The 24099-nt window shown below is 64.8% G+C and carries 23 protein-coding genes and 1 pseudogene; 14 read left to right on the top strand and 10 right to left on the bottom strand.

The genetic code is table 11. The annotated features are described in order from the left end of the window. The first annotated feature begins 6 nt into the window (after positions 1 to 6). From QN413_RS02795 to QN413_RS02810, 4 genes are read left to right on the top strand one after another with little or no spacing between them, the layout of a single operon-like run. Positions 7 to 1188, top strand: a complete 1182-nt coding sequence (locus tag QN413_RS02795; protein WP_323495134.1) for an acyl-CoA dehydrogenase family protein — start codon at positions 7 to 9, stop codon at positions 1186 to 1188. Between the two features lie 8 nt (positions 1189 to 1196). After that, complete coding sequence (locus tag QN413_RS02800; RefSeq protein ID WP_323495135.1) at positions 1197 to 2249, top strand: acyl-CoA dehydrogenase family protein; 1053 nt, start codon at positions 1197 to 1199, stop codon at positions 2247 to 2249. Positions 2250 to 2297: 48 nt separating this feature from the next. Further along, positions 2298 to 3083 carry an enoyl-CoA hydratase/isomerase family protein gene (locus QN413_RS02805; RefSeq protein WP_323495136.1) on the top strand — a complete coding sequence of 262 codons (786 nt, stop codon included), beginning with the start codon at positions 2298 to 2300 and terminating at the stop codon, positions 3081 to 3083. Then, positions 3080 to 3940, top strand: a complete 861-nt coding sequence (locus tag QN413_RS02810; RefSeq protein WP_323495137.1) for an IclR family transcriptional regulator — start codon at positions 3080 to 3082, stop codon at positions 3938 to 3940. The genes QN413_RS02805 and QN413_RS02810 overlap by 4 nt, the downstream gene beginning before the upstream one ends. Before the next feature lie 6 nt (positions 3941 to 3946). Here the strand turns inward: QN413_RS02810 and QN413_RS02815 are convergent, their stop codons facing one another. From QN413_RS02815 to QN413_RS02830, 3 genes and pseudogenes are all read right to left on the bottom strand, one after another. Next, positions 3947 to 5101, bottom strand: coding sequence for an epoxide hydrolase (locus QN413_RS02815; RefSeq protein WP_323495138.1), 1155 nt, complete (start codon positions 5099 to 5101; stop codon positions 3947 to 3949). 297 nt (positions 5102 to 5398) lie between these two features. After that, positions 5399 to 6294 (bottom strand): annotated as a pseudogene (locus tag QN413_RS02825) (DNA helicase II); the annotation flags it as partial. A gap of 124 nt (positions 6295 to 6418) precedes the next feature. Continuing rightward, positions 6419 to 7957, bottom strand: a complete 1539-nt coding sequence (locus tag QN413_RS02830; protein WP_323495139.1) for a helicase HerA-like domain-containing protein — start codon at positions 7955 to 7957, stop codon at positions 6419 to 6421. Positions 7958 to 8057: 100 nt separating this feature from the next. On the opposite strand from QN413_RS02830, the gene QN413_RS02835 reads away from it, so the two are divergent. Genes QN413_RS02835 through fabG form a run of 10 tightly spaced genes read left to right on the top strand, consistent with a single transcriptional unit; the run spans position 8058 to position 17616 of the window. Further along, positions 8058 to 8372 (top strand): phosphopantetheine-binding protein, encoded by a 315-nt coding sequence (locus tag QN413_RS02835; RefSeq protein ID WP_187052146.1) that lies wholly within the window; start codon positions 8058 to 8060, stop codon positions 8370 to 8372. Positions 8373 to 8377: 5 nt separating this feature from the next. Continuing rightward, entirely contained in the window at positions 8378 to 9016 is a 639-nt protein-coding gene (locus QN413_RS02840) for a hypothetical protein (protein WP_323495140.1), read from the top strand. A 44-nt stretch (positions 9017 to 9060) separates the two neighbouring features. Next, positions 9061 to 10776: an AMP-binding protein gene (locus tag QN413_RS02845; protein WP_416352126.1), complete on the top strand. Its 1716-nt coding sequence runs from the start codon at positions 9061 to 9063 to the stop codon at positions 10774 to 10776. Then, a complete protein-coding gene (locus tag QN413_RS02850) occupies positions 10773 to 11768 on the top strand; it encodes an acyl-CoA synthetase (protein WP_323495142.1) in 996 nt (331 codons plus the stop codon). Before QN413_RS02845 ends, QN413_RS02850 begins: the two co-directional genes overlap by 4 nt. Continuing rightward, positions 11740 to 12369 (top strand): LolA-related protein, encoded by a 630-nt coding sequence (locus tag QN413_RS02855; protein ID WP_323495143.1) that lies wholly within the window; start codon positions 11740 to 11742, stop codon positions 12367 to 12369. The genes QN413_RS02850 and QN413_RS02855 overlap by 29 nt, the downstream gene beginning before the upstream one ends. Beyond that, a complete protein-coding gene (locus QN413_RS02860; protein ID WP_323495144.1) occupies positions 12366 to 14795 on the top strand; it encodes a transporter in 2430 nt (809 codons plus the stop codon). Before QN413_RS02855 ends, QN413_RS02860 begins: the two co-directional genes overlap by 4 nt. Positions 14796 to 14811: 16 nt before the next feature. After that, entirely contained in the window at positions 14812 to 15648 is an 837-nt protein-coding gene (locus QN413_RS02865) for a polysaccharide deacetylase family protein (protein ID WP_323495145.1), read from the top strand. Next, positions 15645 to 16412 (top strand): class I SAM-dependent methyltransferase, encoded by a 768-nt coding sequence (locus QN413_RS02870; protein WP_323495146.1) that lies wholly within the window; start codon positions 15645 to 15647, stop codon positions 16410 to 16412. The genes QN413_RS02865 and QN413_RS02870 overlap by 4 nt, the downstream gene beginning before the upstream one ends. Further along, the gene (locus QN413_RS02875; RefSeq protein ID WP_323495147.1) at positions 16409 to 16873 is read left to right on the top strand and encodes a hydroxymyristoyl-ACP dehydratase; all 465 of its coding nucleotides are present in this window, start codon (positions 16409 to 16411) and stop codon (positions 16871 to 16873) included. The genes QN413_RS02870 and QN413_RS02875 overlap by 4 nt, the downstream gene beginning before the upstream one ends. Next, entirely contained in the window at positions 16870 to 17616 is a 747-nt protein-coding gene (gene fabG / locus QN413_RS02880; RefSeq protein ID WP_323495148.1) for a 3-oxoacyl-ACP reductase FabG, read from the top strand. The genes QN413_RS02875 and fabG overlap by 4 nt, the downstream gene beginning before the upstream one ends. A 126-nt stretch (positions 17617 to 17742) precedes the next feature. On the opposite strand, the gene QN413_RS02885 is transcribed toward fabG, so the two are convergent. The 7 genes from QN413_RS02885 to QN413_RS02915 are packed head-to-tail and all read right to left on the bottom strand — an operon-like array spanning position 17743 to position 24056. Next, complete coding sequence (locus QN413_RS02885) at positions 17743 to 18969, bottom strand: beta-ketoacyl-[acyl-carrier-protein] synthase family protein (protein WP_323495149.1); 1227 nt, start codon at positions 18967 to 18969, stop codon at positions 17743 to 17745. Then, positions 18966 to 19220, bottom strand: coding sequence for an acyl carrier protein (locus tag QN413_RS02890; protein ID WP_323495150.1), 255 nt, complete (start codon positions 19218 to 19220; stop codon positions 18966 to 18968). The genes QN413_RS02885 and QN413_RS02890 overlap by 4 nt, the downstream gene beginning before the upstream one ends. A 21-nt stretch (positions 19221 to 19241) precedes the next feature. After that, complete coding sequence (locus QN413_RS02895) at positions 19242 to 19967, bottom strand: phosphatase PAP2 family protein (RefSeq protein ID WP_323495151.1); 726 nt, start codon at positions 19965 to 19967, stop codon at positions 19242 to 19244. Further along, a complete protein-coding gene (locus tag QN413_RS02900) occupies positions 19964 to 20740 on the bottom strand; it encodes a glycosyltransferase family 2 protein (RefSeq protein ID WP_323495152.1) in 777 nt (258 codons plus the stop codon). Before QN413_RS02900 ends, QN413_RS02895 begins: the two co-directional genes overlap by 4 nt. After that, positions 20713 to 21510, bottom strand: coding sequence for a lysophospholipid acyltransferase family protein (locus QN413_RS02905; protein WP_323495153.1), 798 nt, complete (start codon positions 21508 to 21510; stop codon positions 20713 to 20715). The genes QN413_RS02900 and QN413_RS02905 overlap by 28 nt, the downstream gene beginning before the upstream one ends. 15 nt (positions 21511 to 21525) lie before the next feature. Further along, positions 21526 to 22692: a Rid family hydrolase gene (locus tag QN413_RS02910; RefSeq protein ID WP_323495154.1), complete on the bottom strand. Its 1167-nt coding sequence runs from the start codon at positions 22690 to 22692 to the stop codon at positions 21526 to 21528. Then, positions 22689 to 24056 carry an NAD(P)/FAD-dependent oxidoreductase gene (locus tag QN413_RS02915; protein ID WP_323495284.1) on the bottom strand — a complete coding sequence of 456 codons (1368 nt, stop codon included), beginning with the start codon at positions 24054 to 24056 and terminating at the stop codon, positions 22689 to 22691. The genes QN413_RS02910 and QN413_RS02915 overlap by 4 nt, the downstream gene beginning before the upstream one ends. Between the last annotated feature and the right edge of the window lie 43 nt (positions 24057 to 24099).

Genomic DNA, 24099 nt, shown 5'->3' on the forward strand with positions numbered 1-24099 from the left:
ATTTTCATGAGCACCTTCGACACCCCCGAGCTTCGTGCCTTCCGCGCTGAAGTCCGCGACTTTCTGCAACACAACCTGACGCCCGATCTGGTGCTGGCCACACGTGGCGGCCTTCACATGGAGCGCGAGCCGATGGCGCGCTGGCAAAAGGCACTGAACGCGCGCGGCTGGGGCGGACCGCACTGGCCCAAGGCCTTGGGTGGCACCGGCTGGACCGAATTGCAGCGCTACATCTTCGAGGAAGAGTCCGCTTTCGCCGATGCACCGTTGGGCGATGTTCACGGGCTGTTCCTAGCTGGCCCCATGATCATCGCGGCCGGCAGCGCAGCGCAGCAGGCACGCTACCTGCCGAAGGTGCTGGCAGGCGAAGAATTCTGGTGTCAGGGCTTCTCGGAAACCAATGCCGGGTCGGACCTGGCTTCGCTGAAAACCACAGCCCGGCTCGAAGGCGACGAATGGGTCATCAACGGCCACAAGACGTGGCTGTCAAGCGGTCATCACGCAGACCTGATGTTCTGTCTGGCGCGCACCGACAGCGAAGTGAAACCGCAGGCCGGCCTGACGCAATTCATCATCGACATGCGCTCTCCCGGCATCAGTCTGCAACCGATCCTGACGATGGACGAAGGCCACAGCGTGAACGCCGTGTTCTTCGACAACGTTCGAACGCATCGTGACAACGTCATCGGCGAGTTGAACCATGGCTGGACTTACGCCAAGGAACTGCTGGCCCGTGAGCGCGTCAACAATGCGCAAGGGCCCCGCACCAAACGCGACATCGTCGAACTCGACAGAATGGCGCGCACACGCCTCGGCGTCGATGGCAAGCCGCTGATCGAAGACCCGCTGGTGCGCCGCCGGTTGGCGATCCTGACTGCGGACTTCGTCGCGCTGGAGTCCGCCGCCCTGGGCGTACTGGCCCAGCAGATGGCAGGCAACGAGCCCGGCCCTGCCGCGTCGACCCTGAAGATTCGCGGCTCCGAACTGCAGCAGCGTGTGAGCGAAACCGCCATGTCGCTGCTGGGTCAATCCGGTGTCGTGCTCGCGCCCGAGTACGGCGGCGGACTGCTCGCGCCGGACGCTACCGGCTGGGCCGAACGCCATTTTTTCCGTCGCGTCGTGACCATCTACGCCGGCGCGAACGAGATCCAGAAAACCATCATCGCCAAGTCCATCCTGGACATGTGAGGCCCGCCATGGAACGTGAAGACATAGATCTGTTACTGGACACCAGCCACCGTTGGTTCAAGGCCAACCATCCGCTGGAAAAACGCACTGCAGCCTTTCGCAGCGGGCACCATGAAGGCGAGGCCGCGTGGCACGCCATGGCAGAGATGGGGTGGACCGGCCTCACGGTGCCTGAAGAGGCGGGTGGCTTCTCGGCTTCGAATGCAGCCTGCTTCGAGTTGATTCGGCAGGCGGGCAGCGATGCGCGACCCGAGCCGCTGGAGTTGCATCTGTTGCTTGCGCCGCTGGTAATTGCCGCGTTGCCTGCGCATGCACCGGCGTTGATAGGAGGAACGATGCGACTGGCTTTGGCCGAGGTGGCGAACGGTGACGGTGCCGTTCGGCTGGACAAGAACGCTGCCCTGGAAGGGCGTGCTGGAACGGTGTTCGGCGGCGAACATGCGACGCACCTGCTGGTGCCCGTCGCCAGCGATCAGGCAATGCGTCTGGTCCTCGTCGATCTCGCGGCCGATGGTGTGCGTCGCGTGGCAGCGCGAATGATCGATGCGCGTGCGGCATTACAGGTCGAATTCCATTCGACACCCGGCACGCAATTGTCTGGTGAGGGCATCGCCCAACGTGCTCTCGACCGTGCCGCCGCTGCCTTGGTGGCCGACACGGCCGGCGTGTTGCAAGCCGCGTTCGATCTGACGCTCGACTATCTCAAGCAACGTCATCAGTTCGGCAAACCGCTGTCGACCCAACAGGCGGTGCAGCACAAGATGGCCGAGGTGTTTTGCGATCTGCAGCAACTGCTGGCGCTGACGGGCCGCGTTGCGAACGAACTCGACAGTGCATCCGACGGGCCATGGCCAACGTTGGCACCAGCCAAGAGTTTTGTCGGGCGCAGGGCGCTGCGCGCACTGGGTCAACTGATTCAGGTCTCGGGCGGCATCGCCATCACCGAGGAATACAAGCTCACGCATTTCTATCGGCGCGTGCATGTCGCCGCCGCACTGTTCGGCACGGCTGAGGCGCAACTGGCGCGCATCGATGTGCGGGCGCAGTTGCTGGTCGTCTGAACTCGCATCTCGGTTTTCTTTCCTGTTCCATTACCAAAAGGCAATCTCATGACTGATTCCACCCTCACCCTCGAAGTCATCGACCGGGTCGCTTACCTGACCATCAACCGTCCGGAAGCCATGAACTCCGTGAACGGTGCGTTGCATAAGGCGCTGTCTCGCGTCTTCATCGACCTCGGCGAGCGTCGCGACATCAACGTCATCGTGTTGAGCGGCTCCGGCAAGGCGTTCTGTGCTGGCGGCGATATCGAGTGGATGAAGGAGGCCGTGCGCGAGCCCGAGCAGTTCGAGGTCGTGACGTGGGAAGCGAAGCGCATCGTCTACTCGATGCTGGACTGCGAGATTCCCATCATCGGCCGCATCAACGGCGACGCCGTGGGCCTGGGCGCCACGCTGGCGCTGTTGTGCGACATCACCGTCATGGCCGACCACGCCCGCATCGGTGACCCGCATGTGCGTGTCGGGCTCAACGCAGCCGACGGCGGCGGCTTCCTGTGGCCGCAGATGATCGGCTTCGGCAAGGCGCGCGAACTGTTGTTGACGGGCGACCTGCTCGGCGCCGCCGAAGCGAAGCAGCTCGGCGCCATCGGCAACGTGGTGCCGGCCGCTGAACTCGATGCCAAGGTCGATTCGTTCGTGCAGAAACTGCGCCACGGTGCGGGCAAGGCAATACGCTGGACCAAGGCCGGCTACACGATCCCGTTGCGCCAGTTGGCTCATGGCCACATGGACGCAGGCACTGCGTATGAGTGTCTGACCAACATGACTAAAGACCATCATGAAGCCATCGACGCCTTCGCCACGAAACGAAAAGCGGTGTTCACAGGGCATTGACTACGGACGACGATCTTGAAGACTTAAAAAAACTTGTTGACTACACGCACGTGACGGCAAAAATCATTGAGCCTCTGACCGAAAACATTGGAAACGTCCACAGGGAAGTTCCGGTACGGGGTGCGCAAAGCGTACATCGCGCGCTGCAACTATTGCGCCGTGTGGCCAAGTGCAACGACGTTGGGGTCAAGCTGGCGCAACTTGTTCGGGACGGCGGGCTGGACCGTGCAACAACTTATCGGCTGATGAGTTGCCTTGTGGAAGAGCAGTTCGTCGATCGCGACGGCGAGCATCTGTATCGTCTTGGGCCCGAAGCTGTGTTGCTGGGTTCGTTGTTGCCGCAGCCCACGCCACTGCTGCGTCGGTTCGTCCCGGTGATGAAGCGCATCGGACGCATCGGCGGCGACACGGTGTTCCTGATGATGCGCCAGGGGGATGGCGTTTACTGCGCCCATCGGGAGGAGGGAAGTTCACCCATCAAGGTCTTGACGACGAGCGTGGGACAGCGTCGTCCACTGGGACTCGGTACCGGCGGTACGGCCGTTCTTGGGCTGATGGAAGACACTGAGATTGCTGCGACCTTTCTTCGCAATAGGGCCGACTATGCTGAACTGAACATCACGGCAGATCAGTTGCGGGCCATGGCCACTGCGGTCCGCGAGCAAGGATGTGCCGTGGTTCTGGACGCTTTCGGTGAAGCCGGAGTCGCCGGTTTCGGGATTGCTTTCAAGATGCGTGACCATGGGATGGGAGCCATCAGCATCGCCACCATGACTGCACGCTTTGGTTTTGAACGGCAGCACAGAATGCGCCAGTTGATTGAGACGGAGTTGCGCGCCTTAGGTCTGCACGCCTGAGTCCGTTCAGCCGACGCGCAGCGGACTGTAAAAGGCGCGTATTTCTTCAGCCAATGCTTGAGGTTGCTCCATCGCGGCGAAGTGGCCGCCGCGAGGCATCACGGTCCAGCGACGGATGTCCGTGAAGGTTTTTTCGGCCAGGGATCGGGGTGGCCGGACAATTTCGGCCGGAAATTCGCAGTAGCCGAGCGGAACGTCGACCGTACTGCCATCGGGAATAGGCCAGGGTCCATGCTGGCGTGCGTAGTATGGCCAGAACGATGAGCCTATGGCGCCCGTAAACCAATACAGGGAGATGTTGGCTAGAAGCTGGTCTTTGGTGAACACCGATTCCACGTCGCCGTCGCAGTCCGACCAAGCCCGCATTTTTTCGCTAATCCAGGCCGCCAGGCCTGCCGGCGAATCTGTCAGTGCAAAGGCCAAGGTTTGGGGGCGGGTGCCCTGTTGCGCGCTGTAACCCGTCTCTTCACGCAGCCATCGTCCCAACTCCTTCAGGTACGCCAATTCGGCCGGACTGTCTGCCCCAATAAGCCCAGGATCGCGCCGCAACGGCAGGAGGTTCAGATGAACTCCCAGCAATTTGTCAGGATGGGCCATGCCGAGGCGTGAGGCTATCGATGCCCCCCAATCCCCACCCTGCGTGGCAAAGCGCCTGTAGCCCAGCACATCGGTCATCAGCGTTGCAAACACTTCGGCAATCTGTTCAACACCAAATCTTCGTTGGCCAGGCTTGAAAGACAATCCGTACCCTGGCAGGCTCGGGGCCACGATGGTGAAAGCATCGCTGGCATCACCGCCAAAGCGCGCCGGGTCGGTGAGCCGAGGAATCAGCTCCGTGAACTCAAACACCGAACCTGGCCATCCATGCAAAAGCAGCAGTGGTGTGGGGTTGGGCCCATTACCTGGAACATGCAGGTAATGCAGATCGATGCCAGCGAGCGGGACCATGAACTGCGGGAACGCGTTGAGAATCGCTTCCTGCGCGCGCCAGTCAAAACGAGTTTGCCAATAGTTCACCAATTCACGCAACCATGTGACATCGGTGCCGTATGCCCAAGGCGAACCGGGCGCCTGATCCGGAAAGCGGGTCTGTGCCAGGCGCTGTCGCAACTGGTCAATGTCGCTTTCGGGCACGCTGAGTCGGTAAGGCTTTTGTGTCATGGTGCGTATGAGTATGGCGGGGAGGCTTCAGGCACGCTGTCAGTAGAAGGCTCACCATCGAGTCTGAGGTGCGCGTCTTCTTCCCCGATCCTTGCAGCCCATAGCAGAGCGGCACGAACGAGAACACGAACGGACCACGGTGCCAATACTTCCCCAAAGGCACTGACCAGCGTCGTGCAAGCAACTTGGCACCGCCCTCGCCAGCTAGAAAGCTCTTAACCACTTTGAGCTTGAACTCTGTCTCGTACTTCTCCATGGGACCCCTTGAAGTTCGTCCAACTTCTGGGGGTCAGTTCAGATGGTGGTGCGCCCCTGCGCCTGCACGCCCACGCTCTTGAAGCTGGATTGCTTGCTGCGTTTTCGCTCGTAAATGCTTTGGGCGTCGTCGTAAAGCAGCAGCAGGCTGCCTTGAGTTGGTCGCGGCACCATTTATGAAAATGGCGCACATGCACGGTGTCGGCCAAACCCTTGGCCAGGTACTCGGCGCGGTAGCCGAGGATCATGGTCTTGCCGGAACCGGCCATGCCGTGAATGACGCGGTGACCGTCGCCCAATGACCTGGCCAGTTGCTCCTGCTGCAGGTCCATCACCCGCATGATGTCGGGCAGTTCGGCGTCGGCGTCGCCGTCATCGAACAGCACGCCGCTTGTTTGCACGCGCACTTCCGGGAAAAGAATCCACCGAACCCGATCGAGTTGCGGCAGCGACATGGCGCCGCGCATCATGAACGGGAACATGCCCCACATGCGGCTCTGCAAATCTTCGGGATCCACTTTTTCAAGCATCTCGTCGCTGCAGATCACCTGGTTCGGCTCAATGATCTGGTCGAGCTGCCCGTCAGTGAATTGCTTGCGAGTCATGTTCGGAAACACGACCCCGTAGCTCCACGGGAAAGTCAGGCCGCCTTGGTGCTTGCCATCTGCGCGTACCAGCTGAGGATCCCTTTTGAGCGCATCCACCACGGCATGTGCGTGTTGTCGGGCCTGTTCTGCCGGATTGGGGAGGGTCTTCAACATGCCGCGACGCGGATGCATCACTACAAAGTCAGGATGCAGGTGCTTGGGGCCAATGGGCACGTCGTACCAAAGCAGGTAGTCGTCCTCCAGCTTTTGCTCCAGCCGCTCGGCCAGGCGTTTTTCGCCACCCGTCATGCGCGATGCGCAGCTGCCTATCGCCGGAATAAGAGTCGCCATCGGTGCCGCGCGCCTTGTTGCAATGATTTACACAAATCATGCATCACTTGGGCGCGTGGGCTGTCGTCTACATGCCGAACGGGCAATCAAACAAGGGTTTGTACGGCGTTCTTCACATTGAAGCTCAGCGCTTCTTCGCGCCGAAGATGCCGCCCAGCACGCCACGCAGGATTTCCTTGCCGACCGATGTGCCCATGGTGCGCACCGCAGAGCGCGCCATGGTCTGCGCCAGGCCGTCGCGCCTGCCGCCACGCGGCCCGGTCGATCCGAACAACAGTTCATTCAGCCCGCCCATCAAGCCACCGCCTGCAGCGTCGGGTGTTGACGCGCCGCCGCTGGCACCGGGAATCGTCGCCGTGCCGGTTGTCGCTGGCGCACCCGGCGCCGTCTCTGTACGACCCTTCAGCTTCTCGTAAGCCGATTCCCTGTCGACCGTCTTCTCGTACACACCCGCCACCAGAGAATTGCCCAGCAGCGCCTGCCGCTGCACCGGCGTGATCGGCCCGAGCTGGCTGGCCGGTGGCAGCACGTAGACGCGCTCGGTGATGCTGGGCCGACCCTTGTCGTCGAGCAGGCTCACCAGCGCTTCACCCACCGCCAATTCGGTGATGGCCTTCTCGATGTCGAGGCCTGGCTTTTGCCGCATCGTCGTCGCGGTCGCCTTGACGGCTTTCTGGTCGCGCGGCGTGAAGGCGCGCAGTGCGTGCTGGACCCGGTTGCCGAGCTGCGCCAACACAGAATCCGGAATGTCCAGCGGGTTCTGGGTCACGAAATAGACACCGACGCCCTTGGAGCGCACCAGCCGCACGACGAGCTCGATGCGCTCCACGAGCGCCTTCGGCGCTTCATTGAACAGCAGATGTGCCTCGTCGAAAAAGAAGACCAGCTTGGGCTGATCGGGGTCGCCGATCTCGGGCAGCTGCTCGAAGAGTTCCGACAGCATCCACAACAGAAAGGTCGCATAGAGCCGCGGCGAATTCATCAGCTTGTCGGCCGCCAGGATGTTGACCACGCCCTTGCCATCGACAGTCTGCATGAAGTCGGCGATGTTTAGCATCGGCTCGCCGAAGAACTTGCCGCCACCCTGCGTTTCGATCTGCAGCAGGCCGCGCTGGATAGCGCCCACGCTGGCCGCGCTGATGTTGCCGTACTCGGTGGTGAACTGGCTGGCGTTCTCGCCGACGTGCTGAAGCATCGCGCGCAGGTCCTTCAGGTCGAGCAGAAGCAAGCCGTTGTCGTCGGCGATCTTGAAGACGATGTTCAGCACGCCGGCCTGCGTCTCGTTGAGGTCGAGCATGCGGCCGAGCAGCAGCGGCCCCATGTCGGACACCGTGGCGCGGACCGGGTGGCCCTGCTCGCCGAACACGTCCCACAGCGTGACCGGGCAGGCCAGCGGCGTGGGCGCATCGAGCCCGCGCTCCTTCAAGGTGGCCGCCATCTTGTCGCCGATATGGCCTGGCTGGCTGATGCCCGTGAGGTCGCCCTTGACGTCGGCCATGAACACCGGCACGCCGATGCCCGAGAGCTTTTGCGCGATGGTCTGCAACGTGACCGTCTTGCCGGTGCCGGTGGCGCCGGTGATGAGGCCGTGTCGATTGGCGAGAGCAGGGAGCAGGGCGCACTCGATGGTGTCGTGGCGGGCAATCAAAAGAGGGTCGGCCATAGGCACTCCGGGGTCGTATCGATGCGACAGTCTAGCGAAGGCGGCCTCCTATAATTAGGGGCACTTTGTAGCCTTTGTAGAACAGTTCCGGAGCTCCCTTTTGTCATCGATTGCACAAACCCCCATTCCCGCCGTTGGCGATGCTTCTTCGGAACAAACGCCGCTCGAAGCCGAGCTGGCCGTGTTGCTTGTCGAATCCCTGAATCTGGAGATCGCGCCGGCCGACGTGGCGCCCGACGCGCCGCTGTACGGTGAAGGTCTGGGACTCGACTCGATCGACATCCTCGAAGTCGCGCTGGAAGTCTCGCGAAAGTACGGCTTTCAGCTGCGTTCCGACGACGAGCGCAACCAGCAGATCTTTACGTCGCTGCGCACTCTTGCGACCCACGTCGCACAGAATCGCAGCGCTACCTGAAGCCGATGTCGAGGTGGCGGCTGGCGCTCCTGCTGTTGGCGGGCGCTGCTTACGCAGGGCTGTCGCACTGGATGATGCTTTTTCATGCGGCCGAACCGTGGGCCGTGGTGGTGCTGCTCGTGCCGCTGTGGCTGACCGCGCTTGGCCTCGCTGCGGCGCGCGTCGGCAAGTGGGCGCTGCTCATCGTCGCCGTGGCCGGCGCCGCATTGTTCGTGCTGGTGTTGCGCGGCGAGGCAGGCGACCCCAACCGGCTCTATGTGCTGCAGCACGCGGGCATCAACTTGGTGCTGTGCATCTGGTTCGGCAGCACCCTGCGTGGTGATGGCTTGTCGCTCATAGGCCAGTTCGCGCAGCGCGTGCATGCGATCGTGCCCGGCATGAAGCGCTATACCGATCAAGTCACCTTGGTGTGGACGGTGTACTTCGCGTTGATGGTCGTCGCCTCGGTCGTCGTCTACCTCACGCTGCCGTTTTCAGCCTGGTCGTTGCTGGCCAACGTGTTGACGCCGGTGAGCGTGGTGTGCCTGTTCGTCGGGGAACATTTCATGCGCTATCGGCTGCATCCCGAGTTCGAACGCACCCGCATGATCGATGCGGTGCGAGCCTTTTATGGCGCGCCTGTCGACAACGGTGCGCCGCGATGAACAGTACGTTTGGTAATCCGTCTGGTACCGCGAACACCACGCAAATGAAGTCCGATCTTCCAAAGTTACTTCCGCTGCTGGGCGCACGCGACCTCGACGCGCCGCTCGCCTGGCGCGCCGGCGTGCCGATTTCGTCACGCCAGTATCTGGCCGACGTCACCGCTCTCGCCGAGCAGTTGCCGGCCCAAGGTCCGGTGGTCAATCTGTGCGTCGACCGCTATTCCTTTGCCGTCGGTCTCGGCGCTGCACTGGTGCGCCGACTGCCCAGCTTGCTGCCGCCAGACGCGCGGCCCGAGACGTTGTCGCGCTTGCGGGAGGGCAACCCGCATCTCTTTGCAATTGCCGACGACAAGCACCTCGATCCGCAAGGCATCACGGTGGTCTGGACCGATCCGCGCGTGCATGTCGCCGTGCGCGACGGTGCATCGATAGAGATGCCGATGATCGATGCCGAAGGCCATGCCGTCAGCCTGTTGACTTCGGGTTCGACGGGCGTGCCGCAGCCGCACGCCAAGAGTTGGCGCACGCTGGTCGACGACGTCGGCGCCGCGGTGCCACGGCTCTCTGATTTGCTGAAGCTGCCGTCGCTCGAAGGCTTGACGCTGGTGACGACAGTGCCGGTACAGCACAGCTACGGGCTCGAATCGTCGGCCTTGCTCGCCATGCTCGGCGGCGCATCGTTCGACAGCGGCCGGCCGTTCTTTCCGGCGGATGTCACAGCCACGCTCGAGGCGTCGCCGCGACCGCGTGCGCTCATCACCACGCCCTTTCATCTGAAGACCTTGTTGGTGGCGGGCGTGCCGCTGCCAGCGGTCGACCTGATCCTGTCGGCCACGGCACCGCTGTCGCCGCAACTCGCCGTGCAGGCCGAGCAGGCGATGTGCGGCGCGCTGATCGAAATCTACGGCAGCACCGAGTCGGGCCAGGTCGCAACAAGGCGCACCACCGAGAGCGAGGTCTGGCACACCTTCGGCGAAATCCAGGTGACGGCCGAGCCGACCGAAGACGGGGCAGAGCGCTTCGTTTTCAGCGGCGATTTCGTGCCCCGCCCGACGCCGATGGCCGACGTGCTGGAGTTGATCGATTCGCAGCACTTTCGCCTGTTAGGCCGGGCCAACGACCTGATTCACGTCGCCGGCCGGCGCAGTTCGCTCGGGCATCTGAACTACCACCTGAACAGCGTCGCCGGCGTGGTCGATGGCGCGTTCTGGCTGCCCGACGAAGTGGCCGACGGCGTGGTGCGGCCGGTGGCGTTCGTGGTCGCGCCGGAGTTGAAGTCGGGTGACCTCATCGCGGCGTTGCGGCAGCGGCTGGAGCCGGTCTTCGTGCCGCGTCGCGTGGTGCATGTCGCGTCGCTGCCGCGGGAGGGCACCGGCAAGCTCACGGTGCGTGCGTTGCGCGAATTCGCGCTGGCGCAACTGGCCGACGACAGCACTGCGGTGCAGGTCACGCGCGACGTGCCGGTAGACCATCCGGCTTTTGCCGGCCACTTTCCCGGCCAACCGTTGGTGCCCGGCGCATTGTTGCTGGCCGAGGTGCTCGAAGCCGCGCACGGCGTGCCGGCCTTGGTCGCGCGACTGGGCCGGCAACCGACGCTGGCGGCCTGCAAGTTCCTGTCGCCGGTACGGCCGGGCGCCACGTTGACGATCGAGCTTCAACCCGAGCCGGGCGCAGCCAGAGGCGTGCGCTTCGAGGTGCGCTGCAATGCGCAGATCGCGGTCAGCGGCCGCTGGATGCCGGGGACAGACACGGCTGCATGAGCGCCGATCCGACCGTGACAAGACCCGCGCCCGAAACCGATCGGCCGGCCGCTGCAGCCGATTGGTCGACCACGCCGGAGCGCGCCAACAAGGTGGCGCTGCAGGTGATCTGCTGGATCGCATTGACGATGGGACGCCGCGCCGCGCGGCTGGTACTGCATCCGGTCACGCTGTATTTCCTGCTCTTTTCGCCAGCGCCGCGTCGCCACATCAAGCGGTACCTGTTCCGCGTGATCGGTCCAAACGCAGGGTGGGGCGACGGCTACAAGCTGCTGCACGCCTTCGCCTCCACCGTGCTCGACCGTGTCTACTTTCTGCGCGGCCGCATGGACCTGTTCGATGTGCGGGTCGTCGGCAAAGAGCCGGTCGAGAGCGAAGCACTGGCGGGCCGCGGCGCCTTTTTGCTGGGTGCGCATGTCGGCAGCTTCGAGGCGCTCGGTGCCTGCAAGGGGCTCAGCCCCGACTCGCCAAAACTGCGTCCGGCGATGCTCATGTTCCCGGACAACGCGCGGCAGATAAACGCCATGCTGGATGCGATCAGCCTGCCGGAACTGCGGCCGCACGTGATCGCGCTGGGCCGACCACATTCGATGCTCGAGCTGCGTGACTGGCTCGACACTGGCGGCATGGCGGGGCTGCTGGCCGACCGCACGCTGCCGGGCCAAGTCGAGCAGGCCGGTCAGCGCGGCAACAGCATCGAGCTTCCGTTTCTGGGGCAGCCGGCGCTGTTCAACGACGGGCCGTTTCGTCTGGCTGCGCTGCTGCGCCGCCGCGTCTTCTTCATGGCGGGTTTGTATGTGGGCGGCGCCCGCTACGATGTGCTGTTCGAACCGCTGGCCGATTTCAGCGAACGCATTCGCGACCCGGCCGAGCGGGAACGCGCGATCCGCGAGGCAGTCGAAGCCTATGTGGCACGGCTCGAAGCGCTGTGCCGCAAGTACCCCTACAACTGGTTCAATTTTCATGATTTCTGGCTCGAAGATTCGCGGTGAGTTGGGCGGATGCGCAGGCGCAGTGCAATGGCGTGACGTATGCCGCGCGCTGCTGCTTGTGCTGGCTTTCAGCGCGTCGTCGGCCTGGGCATTCGAACTGCCAGACCTGATGGGCCTGCTGGCCAAACAGAAGAGCGGCGAGGCACGTTTCACCGAACAGCGCTTCGTGCGCGGTCTCGAAGGCCCGCTCAACGCCAGCGGCACGCTGAGCTTCACTGCGCCCGACAAACTGTCGCGTCGCACGCTCACGCCGCGGCCTGAAAGCATGGTCGTCGACGGCAACAACATGGTGCTGTCGCGCGGCGAGCGCACACGCACCATGACGCTCGACAGCGTGCCCGAACTGCAAGGCCTGGTCGAGGCCATGCGTGGCACCTTGAGCGGCGACACGGCCGCGCTCACGCGCTATTTCAAGAGCGCCGTCGGTGGCTCGGTGGACGGCTGGACGCTCGATCTGCAACCGCTCGACAACCGCCTCGCCGCGCAAGTCCGCAGCGTGCGAATGAGCGGCCGTGGCAGCGAAGTGCTCGGCCTCGAAATGGAGTTCGTCGGTGGCGACCGCTCTGTCATGACGATCGTTCCGACCCGGCCTGCGCCGTGACATCGCGCCAGCCGGTTGCGACCGCTGGGGCCACGGGTGCGCCCGGGCTCAGCCGCCAGCGTCGCATCGTGGTGCTGCTGGTCTGGCTTGCCATCGTCGCGGCCGGCGTGGTCTTGATCACACGCACGCATTTCAGCGCCGACCTGTCGGCCTTCCTGCCCCAGAGCCCCGATGCGCGCCAGCGCGTGCTCATCGAGCAACTGCAAACCGGTGTGGCGTCGCGCACCTTGCTGATCGGCATCGAGGACGGCACCGATGCAACGCAGCGCGCGGTCGTCTCGCGTTCGGTCGCTGGCGCCATGCGCGAAAGCGGCTTGTTCGACCAGGTGCAGAACGGTGACGCCTCTGACTGGAAGGCGGCCGGCACCTGGCTGTTCGATCACCGCTATCGACTGTCGACATCCGTCACGCCCGAGCGTTTCACCGCTGCTGGTCTGCACGATGCCATTGCCGACACGCTGTCGTTGCTCGGCACGCCGGCTGGCAACCTGGTCAAGCCGCTGCTCGACCGCGATCCGACCGGCGAGACGCAAGGCGTGGCCGAAAGCCTCATCCCCGCCAATGCGCCGCGCACCGAAGCCGGCGTGTGGGCCTCGCGCTCGGCACCGCGCGCGGTGTTGCTCGCGACCACCCACGCTTCCGGCAGCGACCTCGACGCGCTGACCATCGCCATCGCCAAAGTGCAGTCGGCTTTCGATGCGGCCACGCGTGACATGACTGGCGCCAAGCCACGGCTGCGGCTGAGCGGCGCGCCGGTGTTCTCCGTGCAGAGCCGCGATCAGATCAAGGGCGAGGCGATCCATCTGTCCATCGTTGGCGGCATCGTGATGGGCTGTTTGCTGCTGCTGGCCTTCGCATCGCCCAAGGCCTTGCTCATCGCGTTCCTGCCGGTCGCGACCGGCGTGGTCGCGGGCACCGCCACCGTCAGCCTGGTGTTCGGCAACGTGCATGGACTGACGATGGGATTCGGCAGCACGCTCATCGGCGAGACCATCGACTACGCCATCTATTACCTGATCCAGGCGCGCGGCGCTGCGGTGCCGGGTACCGGCTGGCAACGCTGGCGCGACCTCAACTGGCCGACCGTGCGACTCGGTCTGTTGACGTCGGTGTGCGGCTTTGCAGCCCTGCTTTTCTCCGGCTTTCCGGGGCTCGCGCAGCTCGGTGTTTTCTCGATTGCCGGCCTGGTCGCCGCGGCCCTCGCCACGCGCTACGTGCTTCCGGTGCTGGCGCCCGACGGCGCCACCGGCATGGGCATGCGCCGCACCATGGCCAAGGTCGCCGGTGCCATCGTGCGCGGACTGCCGCGGCTGCGTCTGGGCCTGTTCGCGCTCGGCCTTGCCGCGCTGGCTTTGCTGGCCTGGCGCGGTGCCGACCTGTGGCGCGCCAACCTGAGTGCGATGAGCCCGCTGCCCAAGGAAGCGCAGGCGCTCGACGAATCGCTGCGTGCCGACATCGGTGCCAGCGACGGCGGTCTGCTGGTCGTGGCGCAAGGTGCGGATGTGCAGAGCGTATTGCGCAACGCCGAGGCCGCCAGCCTCCGCCTCGAAAAGATGGTCGACAGCGGCGAGCTCACCGGCTTTGAAACGGTCACGCGTTTTTTGCCGAGCGAAGCCGCTCAACAGGCACGCGTCGCGAGCCTGCCCGACGGCGCCACGCTGCGAAGCCGGCTGAACGAAGCGATGAAGGATCTGCCGTTGCCGGTCGCGCGGCTCGAACCGTTTCTTACCGATGTCGAGACCGCGCGCAACCAGCCCATGGTGCAGCGCGAAGACCTCGCGAGTGGGCCGCTCGGGCCGATCGTCAGCTCGTTGATGTACCAGCGGCCGGGCGGCGGATGGGGTGCGTTGATCGCGCTGCACCCGGGTACGAAGTTCGATCAGGCTCGGCTCGAATCGGCGCTCGCCGGCGTGCCGGATGTGCAGGTGGTCGACGTCGGCCGCGAACTCGGTGCGCTCTACGATCGCTATTTGCATGAAGCCTTCGTTCAGGTGCTGCTCGGCGCGCTCGCGGTCGTGGTGCTGCTCGGCCTGTATCTGCGATCGCCGCGCCGGCTGCTCGCGGTGTGCCAGCCGTTGGTGTTTGCTGTCGTGCTCACGCTGGGCGGCCTCGCGGTGCTGCAGGTGCAGCTCGGCATCCTGCATCTCGTGGGCATGCTGCTCGTGGTGGCAGTGGGGTCCAATTACGCGCTGTTCTTCGATCAGTTGCGCGAGACAGGTCGTGCCGACGAAGACACGCTGGCGTCGCTGATGCTGGCCAATCTCACGACGGTGGTGTCGTTCGGCTTGATCGCGATCTCGAACATTCCGTCGCTGTCGGCCATCGGCCGCGTGGTGGCACCGGGGGCGATGCTGGCATTGCTGTTGTCGGCTGCCTTCGTGCGGGGCGCGCCGCCAGCGCCGCCGGTGTCGAGCGGTCGCCGCTGATGGGAAAATATTAAAAGTGACACCACTTATCAACTCGACGCGTGGGACTGCATGGCCCTGGCCGCCCATTCTGCGGGCCAGTGTCGGCTGGCATGTGGCCGCGATCGGCGCTGGTGTGCTGGTCCCGGGCGCACTGCCCTGGGCGGTCGGCGCCATCGTGCTGAACCATGCGCTGATCACCGGCGCCGGCCTGACGCCACGCAGCAGTTTGCTCGGCCCTAACGTCACGCGTTTGCCCGAAGCAGCGGCCGCGCGGCGCGAGGTCGCCATCACCATCGACGACGGGCCCGAGCCTGACGTCACGCCGCAGGTGCTAGACCTGCTCGATGCGCACGGCCAGCGCGCCACTTTTTTCTGCATCGCCGAGAGGGTACGGGCGCAGCCCGCTTTGGCGCGCGAGATCGTGGCGCGTGGTCACAGTATCCAGAACCACACGACGCAGCATCGGCATAACTTTTCCTTCCTGGGTCCGCGCGGTTTTGCCAGCGAGATCGCTCAGGCGCAAGACATGCTCGCCGATGTGACCGGGCATAAACCGACCTGTTTTCGTGCGCCCGCCGGGTTGCGCAATCCGTTTCTGGAGCCGGTGCTGCATCGGCTCGGGCTGCGGCTCGTGAGCTGGACTCGCCGCGGCTTCGACACCCGCGAAGGCGATGCGGCCAAGGTGCTGGCGCGGTTGACGCGTGGCCTGCAGGCGCGTGACATCCTCTTGCTGCACGACGGTAATGCCGCACGCACGGCAGCGGGCCGCCCGGTGCTGCTCGACGTGTTGCCCGCGTTGCTCGACCGCCTGCGTGCCGACGGGCTGAAGTCCGTTACGTTGCCGCAAGGACTTCAAGGGCACCGCACATGAATGCCGACACCTCGCCGCTTCCGCAGCCCGACGCCGCATGGCGCGAGCTGCACGAGGCAGCCACGTTGCCCTACAAAACGGCCGGTAACTTCGCCTGGCATTTCGCGCGCGGCAAGCTGGGGCGCGACCCGGTCTTTCGCGCTTTGATCGAACGCCGGTTGATCGACGCCCGGCATGCGCGCGTGGTCGACATCGGTTGCGGCCAGGGCCTGTTCGCGAGCCTGCTTGCATCGATGAGCGCGATGCAGGCCAAGGGCCGTTGGCCAGCGTCGTGGCCCGCCACCACTGCAGCTGCGCAGTACACCGGCATCGAGCTGATGCCCAAGGACATCGCACGTGCCCAAGCGTCGATCGGCCATCTGCGGCCGGCGCCTCGACTGCTCTGTGCAGACATGTGCAACGCAAATTTGCCGGCGTGCGATCTGGTCGTGATCCTCGACGTGCTGCACTACGTCGGCATCGCCGCGCAGGACGATGTGCTGCGGCGCGTGCGCGATGCGCTGCAGCCGGAAGGGCGCCTGTTGCTGCGTGTCGGCGATGCGTCTGACCGACGCGGCTTTGCAGTGAGCCAGTGGGTCGACCGGATGGTCACCCGCATTCGCGGCCACAAGGTTTCGCCGACCTGGGGCCGGCCGCTGGCCGCATGGAGCGCCACGCTCGAAGGCTTCGGCTTCAAAGTGCAGAGCGTGCCGATGAGCCAGGGCACGCCGTTCGCGAACGTACTGCTGGTCGCCGATCTCTGTCTGTCTGAAAGCAAAGAATGACGCCCCAAACACTCGACCGCGCCGCCATCGCCCGACGCATTCCGCACAGCGGCACCATGTGTCTGTTGGACCGCCTCGAAAGCTGGTCGGCCGAGGCCATCCACTGCACTACCGCCACCCACACGGCGCCCGACAACCCGTTGCGCACCGCGAGCGGGTTGCTCGTGCCCAACGCCATCGAATATGCGGCGCAGGCCATGGCCTTGCATGGCGGCGTGCTGGCGGTCGAGGGCAGCGTGCCGTCGGCTGGGTTTCTGGCGAGCGCACGTAACGTGAAGATGGCTGTCGAGCGGCTCGACGACATCGCCGGTTTGCTGCATGTGCGCGCCCGTCGGCTGTCGGGCGATGCGCGGCAGGTACTCTATGAATTCGACTTGACCGACAGCGAGGGCCGGGCGGTCGCCGAAGGCCGCGCCCTGGTCGTCCTCAACACGCCACTGGCGATGGAAGCTCCCCAATGACTCTCGAAGGCAACACTCTCGCAGGAAAACGCGCCCTCATCACCGGCGCGAGCGGCTCGCTCGGTGCGGCCATCGCGACGCGGCTGGCGCGCGACGGCGCCACTGTGTTGCTGCATGCCAATTCAAGGCCCGAGGCCGTGGAGCAACTGGCCGCGACGATCATCGCCGCCGGCGGCAAAGCCGAGAGCGTGGTGTTCGATCTGCGCAGCGATGAGGCCGCGCGCCTGGCCTGCGAGCGCATGCTTGAAGCCGGCCCGGTGCAGATCGTCGTGAACAACGCCGGCGTGCACGACGACGCGGTCATGCCTGGCATGCGGCCCGAGCAGTGGCACAAGGTCATCGACGTGTCGCTCAACGGCTTCTTTCGGGTGACGCAGCCGCTGTTGCTGCCGATGCTGCGCACGCGCTGGGGCCGCATCCTGAACATCTCGTCGGTCGCGTCGCTCACCGGCAATCGCGGGCAGGTTAACTACGCGGCCGCCAAGGGCGCGCTCAACAGCGCGACCAAGGCGCTGTCGCTCGAAGTGGCAGCGCGCGGCGTCACCGTCAATGCCATCGCGCCGGGGATCATCGCATCGCCAATGGCCGATGCAGTGTTCGACCCGGCGATGATCGCGCAGATAGTGCCGGCCAAGCGGGCCGGGACGCCGGACGAGGTGGCGGCGCTGGCCGGTTTTCTGGCAAGCGCCGAAGCCGCCTACATCACGGGGCAGGTCATCTCGATCAACGGCGGGATGATTTAGCTCGCCCCACCCCTGACCGGGGGCAACACCAGCAGCCCGGCGAAGCCGGTGTCCGCGGTGTTTCTGGAAGGGGGCAGCGTCGCGATGGCCGGTGGGTCGCAGTGCGGCCAGCCGGGCGCGCTTGCTTCAGCGCTTGAAAAGCAAGACCGAATTGGTCCCGCCGAAAGCGAAGGAGTTGCTGATGGCGGCCTGCGCATTGGCAGCGCTGTAGCCGGGTTCGAGCACCAGATTCAGCGCGCAAGCCGGGTCGGGCGTGACGCAGTGCGCATTGGGCGGCAGCCGTTGCTCGTAGAGCGCCATCACGGTAATCACGGCTTCGATCGCACCGGCTGCGCCCAGCAAGTGGCCGTGCAGCGCCTTGGTCGAGCTCACTTTCAGTGCGTCGATATCGGTGCCCCATACCTCGGCCAATGCCTTGGCTTCGACTTCGTCGCCGATGCGTGTCGCGGTGCCGTGTGCGTTGCAGTAGCCGATGTCGCGAGGCTCCAGGTCGGCCATCTTCAGGGCCTGGCGCAGCGCACGCGCCTGGCCAGGCGCGTCGGGCTTGGTGAGGTGCGTGGCGTCGCAGCTGCTGCCCCAGCCTGCGAGCGTCGCGTAGTGTTTGGCACCACGCGCCTTTGCACGCTCTGCCGATTCGAGCACGATGAAAGCCGCACCTTCGCCCAGCGCGAAGCCGCTGCGATCGGCGGCGAAGGGGCGCACCGCGTCGGCGGCCTCGCCGGGCGCGAACGAGGCGAGCGTCTGCATCGCCTGCCACGCCATGACCACGCCGGGGACGATCAGCGCTTCGCTGCCGCCGGCGATGGCCAGGTCGACATCGCCGCGCTGCACCGCCTTGGCGGCTTCGGCGATGGCCAGTGACGACGATGCGCACGCGACCGAATAGGTGAGCACCGGGCCATGAACGCCCTGACGCATGGCGACATGCGCTGCCGGTGCGTTGGGCATGAAAGCGGGGATGGTCAACGGCGGCACGCGGCCGGAGCCGCCGCTCTGCGTGTTGCCGCTTCGGTACGCGGCCTCGAGAGCCGCCGCACCGCCCATGCCGCAGCCCACGAAGACGCCGATGCGCTCGGCCTCGACCGTTCCCGCGGCGCCAGCGTCCTTCATGGCGAGCTCTGCCGCAGCGACGGCCAACTGGCTCACGCGGTCGACCCCGGCCAGCTGCAGCTTGGTGAACCAACGCGAAGCGTCGAAGGCGACGGTCGCTGCGGCCGCCGGCTTGGGCAGCTCCGGAAATACGGGATGGATGGCCGAATGGCCGAGCATCAGCGCTTCGAACAACGTGGTCGGGCTGTCGCCGTGCGGTGCCACGACGCCCATGCCGGTGACGACGACGGCGTAGGAATTCACGCTGCTTTTTTCACTTCGTCTTTTGCAGCGCGAACACGGTCGACCAGCGCGGCCAATTCACCAAGGGTGTCGATGTTCGGATCGTCGTCCGGCAGTTCGATGTGAAAGTGATCTTCGATTGCGAACACGAATTCGGCGATCGAGAGCGAATCGAGCCCGGACTCTCGCATCGACGCATCGGGCGCGAGCTTTTCAGGCGGGATGTCGTACTTTTCCTGGATCAGGTCCTGCAACTCTTTCAGCGAACTCATGGTGAGGTGAACTTGGTGTTGTTAGAGGTTGGTGCGGTTGGCAAATGCGGCAGGCAAGGGGTCGGCGCGGGCCATCGGCACATCGGATCGCGGTCGCCAGCGCAGCGACGGCACTGCAAAAGCCATTCCCAGCATAGCGCCACCGATCACGTCCAGCACCACGTGTTGCCGAACGGCCAGGGTCGACCAGGCAATGGCGAGAAACCAGAGCACGTTGAGCAGGCGGAGCGTCCAGGGTACGTGTGCACGGCGCAACACGTCTTCCACGTGCACGGCAGTGAAGAGGGCGACCGCCACATGCATCGACGGAAAGGCGTTGCCCGTGGCGTCGACGCCTTGCAGCATCGCGAAGCCGGGAAAGCCCGACACGTCGAATGTCAGTGCCGGTACCGCCGTCGGCAAGACATAGAACACAGCCAGTCCCGAAAGGCAAAGCGCAGCCTCCCACAGGCCGAAGACTACGAGTTCGGCAAAATTGCGCTGCAAACCCGGCGCCACGCCGATGTAGAACCAGAGCGACAGGTAGGCCATCAGCGTATAGGGCTGAAACGGGATCAGTAGGTCGAGGGCGGTCAGCGGCATGGTCATCGGCTGCTGCGTCGGATGACGCAGCAAATGGAAGTAGCCAATGAAAAAGATCCAGGTGAAAGCGATGGTGCCGACCAGCTTCAACAAGAAAAGACGGCGCATGCGCAGCGCGATCTCGGCGGTCCAGGGACGGGCCTGATTCGACGCGGTGGCGGTCATGGCTGGAACGGTGGCAGACCTCGAAAACGCCGCCACAGGAGGGCCGGCAAGCGAAGAACGAACTCGAACATGAGCCGAGTGTGCATCCACGACAAGAGCACGTTGTCGCGCCCATACCGGAAGTGCGAGACGCCACCTTCTTCAGCTGTGAGGTACTTCACCGGTGCATCGATATTGACTGGTTTGACGCCACGCCAGGCGAGCCGCACGACCGCCTCCGTATCGAAGTCGAAGCGGCGCATCCAGGGCTGGCTCTTCATGACCGCGATCAGCCCGCCGATGGGGTACACCCGAAATCCGTAGAGCGAATCGCCGATGCCGGCGAACAACGTTTCGAGCTGCGTCCAGCCGTTCGACACCTTGCGGCCGCGCACGCGCAGCAACGGAGCGCTCGCATCGAACACCGGGCGTCCCAGCACCATCGTCTCAGGGCGTGCGAGCGATGCCTGCATGAAGGCGGGGATGAGGTCCGCCGGATGTTGGCCGTCGGAGTCCATGGTCAATGCGTGTGTGTAGCCCGCTTCTTGCGCCGCACGCAAGCCGTGCAGCACGGCGGCCCCCTTGCCCTGGTTGGCCGGAAGCAACCAGACCCGCAGGCCCGGATCGGACGCGGCCATCTGCTGCAGCCGCTCGCCGGTGCCGTCGGTGCTGCCATCGACCACGACCCATACGGGACTCCATTGCGCTCGCGCTGCACTCACCGTCGAGAAAAGGCGCTCGCCCGTGTTGTAGCTCGGGATCAGAACTAGGTGTGTAGGGGAGACGTCTGGCATTCGGCAGGCGCGGTGTCGTCGCGCTGTTGTTGTTCTACGTGGTGTCGAAAATACTGATCGAGCTGCGTCAGCAACGCGGCACTGTCTTGTCGCGGCAAAAAGCGGTGACCCAGGCGCAGCTTGAAAACGACCGGTAGCGGCGGCACCCGCCACAGCGGCCAGCCCTTGCCGAGGTAGGGCGAGTCGGTGTCGATAAAGACCGTTTGAATCGGCGCCTGCGCGAGCTTTGCGATCAGCGTCACGCCGGGGCGAAACGCGTTAAGCGGCGGCGAGACGGTGCGCGTGCCCTCCGGAAAGATGACCAGCTGGCCGCCATCGCGCAGATCGTTGACGGCGAGCCGGACCATCGTGCGCGCCGAGTCGTTGCGGATGTACTGTGCGAGCCGCGCGCCGGCACCCAGAAAGACGTTCTTCATGAGCGACGCTTTCATGATGCACGCGCTCCTGGGCAAATGCGCCACCAGCAACAAGGCGTCCAGCATGGTCGGATGATTGGCCACGAAGATCACGCCCGGCTCGTCGCGCAGCGCGTCGAGGCAGTTCGCGTCGATGCGCATCATCCTGCAGGCCGACGCTACGTTCCAGAACAGCCGATAGCCCCACGAGATGCCCGCACGTCCGATGCGCAGGCCTTGCCGCGCCGGCAACACCGGATGCAGCACCATGGCAATGAGGTTCCAGCCGAGCGACATGGCGCCGAGGAACAGCAGCAGCGTGTAGAGCAGCAGCGCCAGCGGAATCGTTGCGAGTAAGCGCAGGGCGCGAATCATGGCGTGGGCGCCGGTTCACGCATCGAGTGAGCCGACCGGCAAGGCATCGTGCCGAGCGCCTTGCACACCGGACGCAACCGCATGTGCCTCGATCTCGACCAGCAAGTCGCTGCGGCAGATATCGGCTTCGAGCACCACCGCGTGCGCAGCGAAGTGCGAGCCCCCGCCCAGTACCTCGTCGATCACTTGGCGGATGGCGACGACATCGTCGACATGCCGTACGTAGATCACGCAGTCGAGCGCCGGCACCGTGAAGCGTGCGGCGTCGCACGGTGCTTCGAGCTTTCCTGCTGCGTCGTTCGCGGCGGCGACCACCGCAGCGAGGTTGCGCAGCGTCTCGCGTGTTTGCTCGCACACGTCACCGGGGTGAACGGTCTCGTGGCCGATGATGCTGGCGGTGCCGGAGATGAAAAGTGCGACATCGCCGCCGCCCATTTCGGCGAGTGCCGCGCGCGAAAAGGTCGGCGCGCGCGGCCCGTACGTCGGCGGGTAGCGGTAGGCCGACACCTGGCGCGGATTTTCGACCGGCACCGGCGCCTTGCGGCCTGCCAGGAAGCGGATGCTCAATGCGCCTTGCCGGATGCCCAGTGCGCAAGCTGCCGGGGCGCCGTCGAAGGCAGGGCGAGCGGCATCGATAAAGGCCTGCTGGCGGCCGAAGTTGAATTGGCGGTAGCGCTCCAGGCCGGTGCCTCCGGTGGCTTGCCCTGCGGCGCTGTTGTCGGAATCGTTGAAGCCGTTGATGCGCGGCAGATAGTTCCAGATGCGCAGCAGGTGGGGCGTACCTGCTTCGTCGAGCGCCTTGAAGAGGTCGCTGTAAGCGCGGCGCGACATGTCGGACAAACCCTCGTCATCGGCCTTGTCGGTTGCTTCGGAAAGATCGATGGCGCCGAGCAGCCACTCGCCATCGCTGCGCCAGCGTGCCGAGCCGGTCGCGCCCGAATCGATGCTCTCGCCCGCATGCCACACGTCGGCCATGGCACCGCGCAGCGACAGCACCTGCGCGTCCACCGTCGGCATCCAATGCAGATGCGCAGGCGTGCCGTAGCCCAAGGCGCCAAAGGGTGCATCGCCGGTGGCGCTGAGGTCGAGGCTGTCGGCCAGCGACATCCGTTCGACCCGCAGACGGGACGGAAAGCCCGAGGAGCCCGAGGAGCCCGAATTGTCGGTAAGTGGCGCGCTCACTTGGCCTCCACCACGTTCTCGCCGACCAGCGGACCGAGGTCGCGAATGTTGCGCCGCCGCCGCGTCCACGCCAGCCAGGTCCGCCTGGGATGGCCGGCCGAAACCAACCAGTACATCGTCTTGATGATGCGCAGCGAGCGCCAGATCGGCGTCTTGCCGTAGATGTCGCCTGCCAGCAAGGACATGAGCGCTTCCTTCACCCGCATCGGGTTCTGTGGATACATGAAAAATTCGCGCATGGTCGGATTGGTGACCCGAAAGATGAACCACGAAAACTCGCGTGGCCCCTTGCGCATGTAGCGCTCGAAGCGCTGCATCAGCGCAGCCGCCTGCGCAGGACGCTCGAGCGCTGCGGTCACGACATCGACGCTTTCGAAGGCGCTGTGCATCGCCAGATAGACGCCCGACGAAAACACCGGGTCGACGAAGGTGAACGCGTCGCCGAGCATCAGATATCGCTCGCCGCTGCAATGCGTGCTGGTGTACGAGTAGTTGCCGGTGGCGTACACCGCGTCGTCTACCAGCGTGGCGTCTTTCAGCCGCTCGACCAGTTGCGGGCAGAGCGCGATGGTGTCGGCAAAGAAGTCCTTGACCGGCTTGGTGCGCGACTTCAGGTAGTGCGGCCAGCAAACTGCTCCAATGCTGGTGGTGCCGTCGGCCAGCGGGATGTACCAGAACCAGCCGTGCGCGAACCAGAAGATGGTGATGTTGCCTTCGAGCTTGCCTTCACCGCGCAAGGCGTTGGCGAAGTGGCCGAACAAAGCCGAGCTGTTGTGCTTCGGGTTTTTCTGCTTGGCCTTGAACTTGTTCGACAGGAAGGTGTCGCGGCCCGATGCATCGATGACGAAGCGGGCGCGCCATGTACGCTTATCGCCATCGTCGTGCGTGGCCTGCACGGTGGCGCCGTCGGCGTCGAAATCGACATTCCGCACGCGCCAGCCTTCGCGCGTGTCGGCGCCGTGCGCGGTTGCATTGCGAAACAGCATCTCGTCCATTTCGGAGCGGCGCACCTGCCAGGCGTATGGCATCGACTTGTCCCAAGCCTCGGCAAATTCGAGTGCCACCGTGTGATCGTGGTCGGGCGAGACGAATTCGACGCCGTACTTGGGCATGCCGATCGCCTCGATCTGCTCGCGCAGGCCCATCCGGTCGAACAGAGCGACGTTGGCGGGCAACAGAGATTCGCCGATGTGAAAGCGCGGGTGGTGCGCTTTCTCGAGCAGCACGACCTTGCGGCCCTGCTGCGCGAGCAGTGCGGCCGCAGTGGAGCCCGCGGGGCCGCCGCCGATGACGAGTACGTCGCAAGCCTCGACGTCTGTCGTGACGACATGACTTCGGACAGGTGTCGGGTCAACAATGTTCATGCGCAGTGTCAGGTTGAATTCAGGCGCCGCAGCTGGAAAGCGA

The sequence above is a fragment of the Variovorax sp. LG9.2 genome (genome assembly GCF_035018885.1).
Classification (GTDB): domain Bacteria; phylum Pseudomonadota; class Gammaproteobacteria; order Burkholderiales; family Burkholderiaceae_C; genus Variovorax.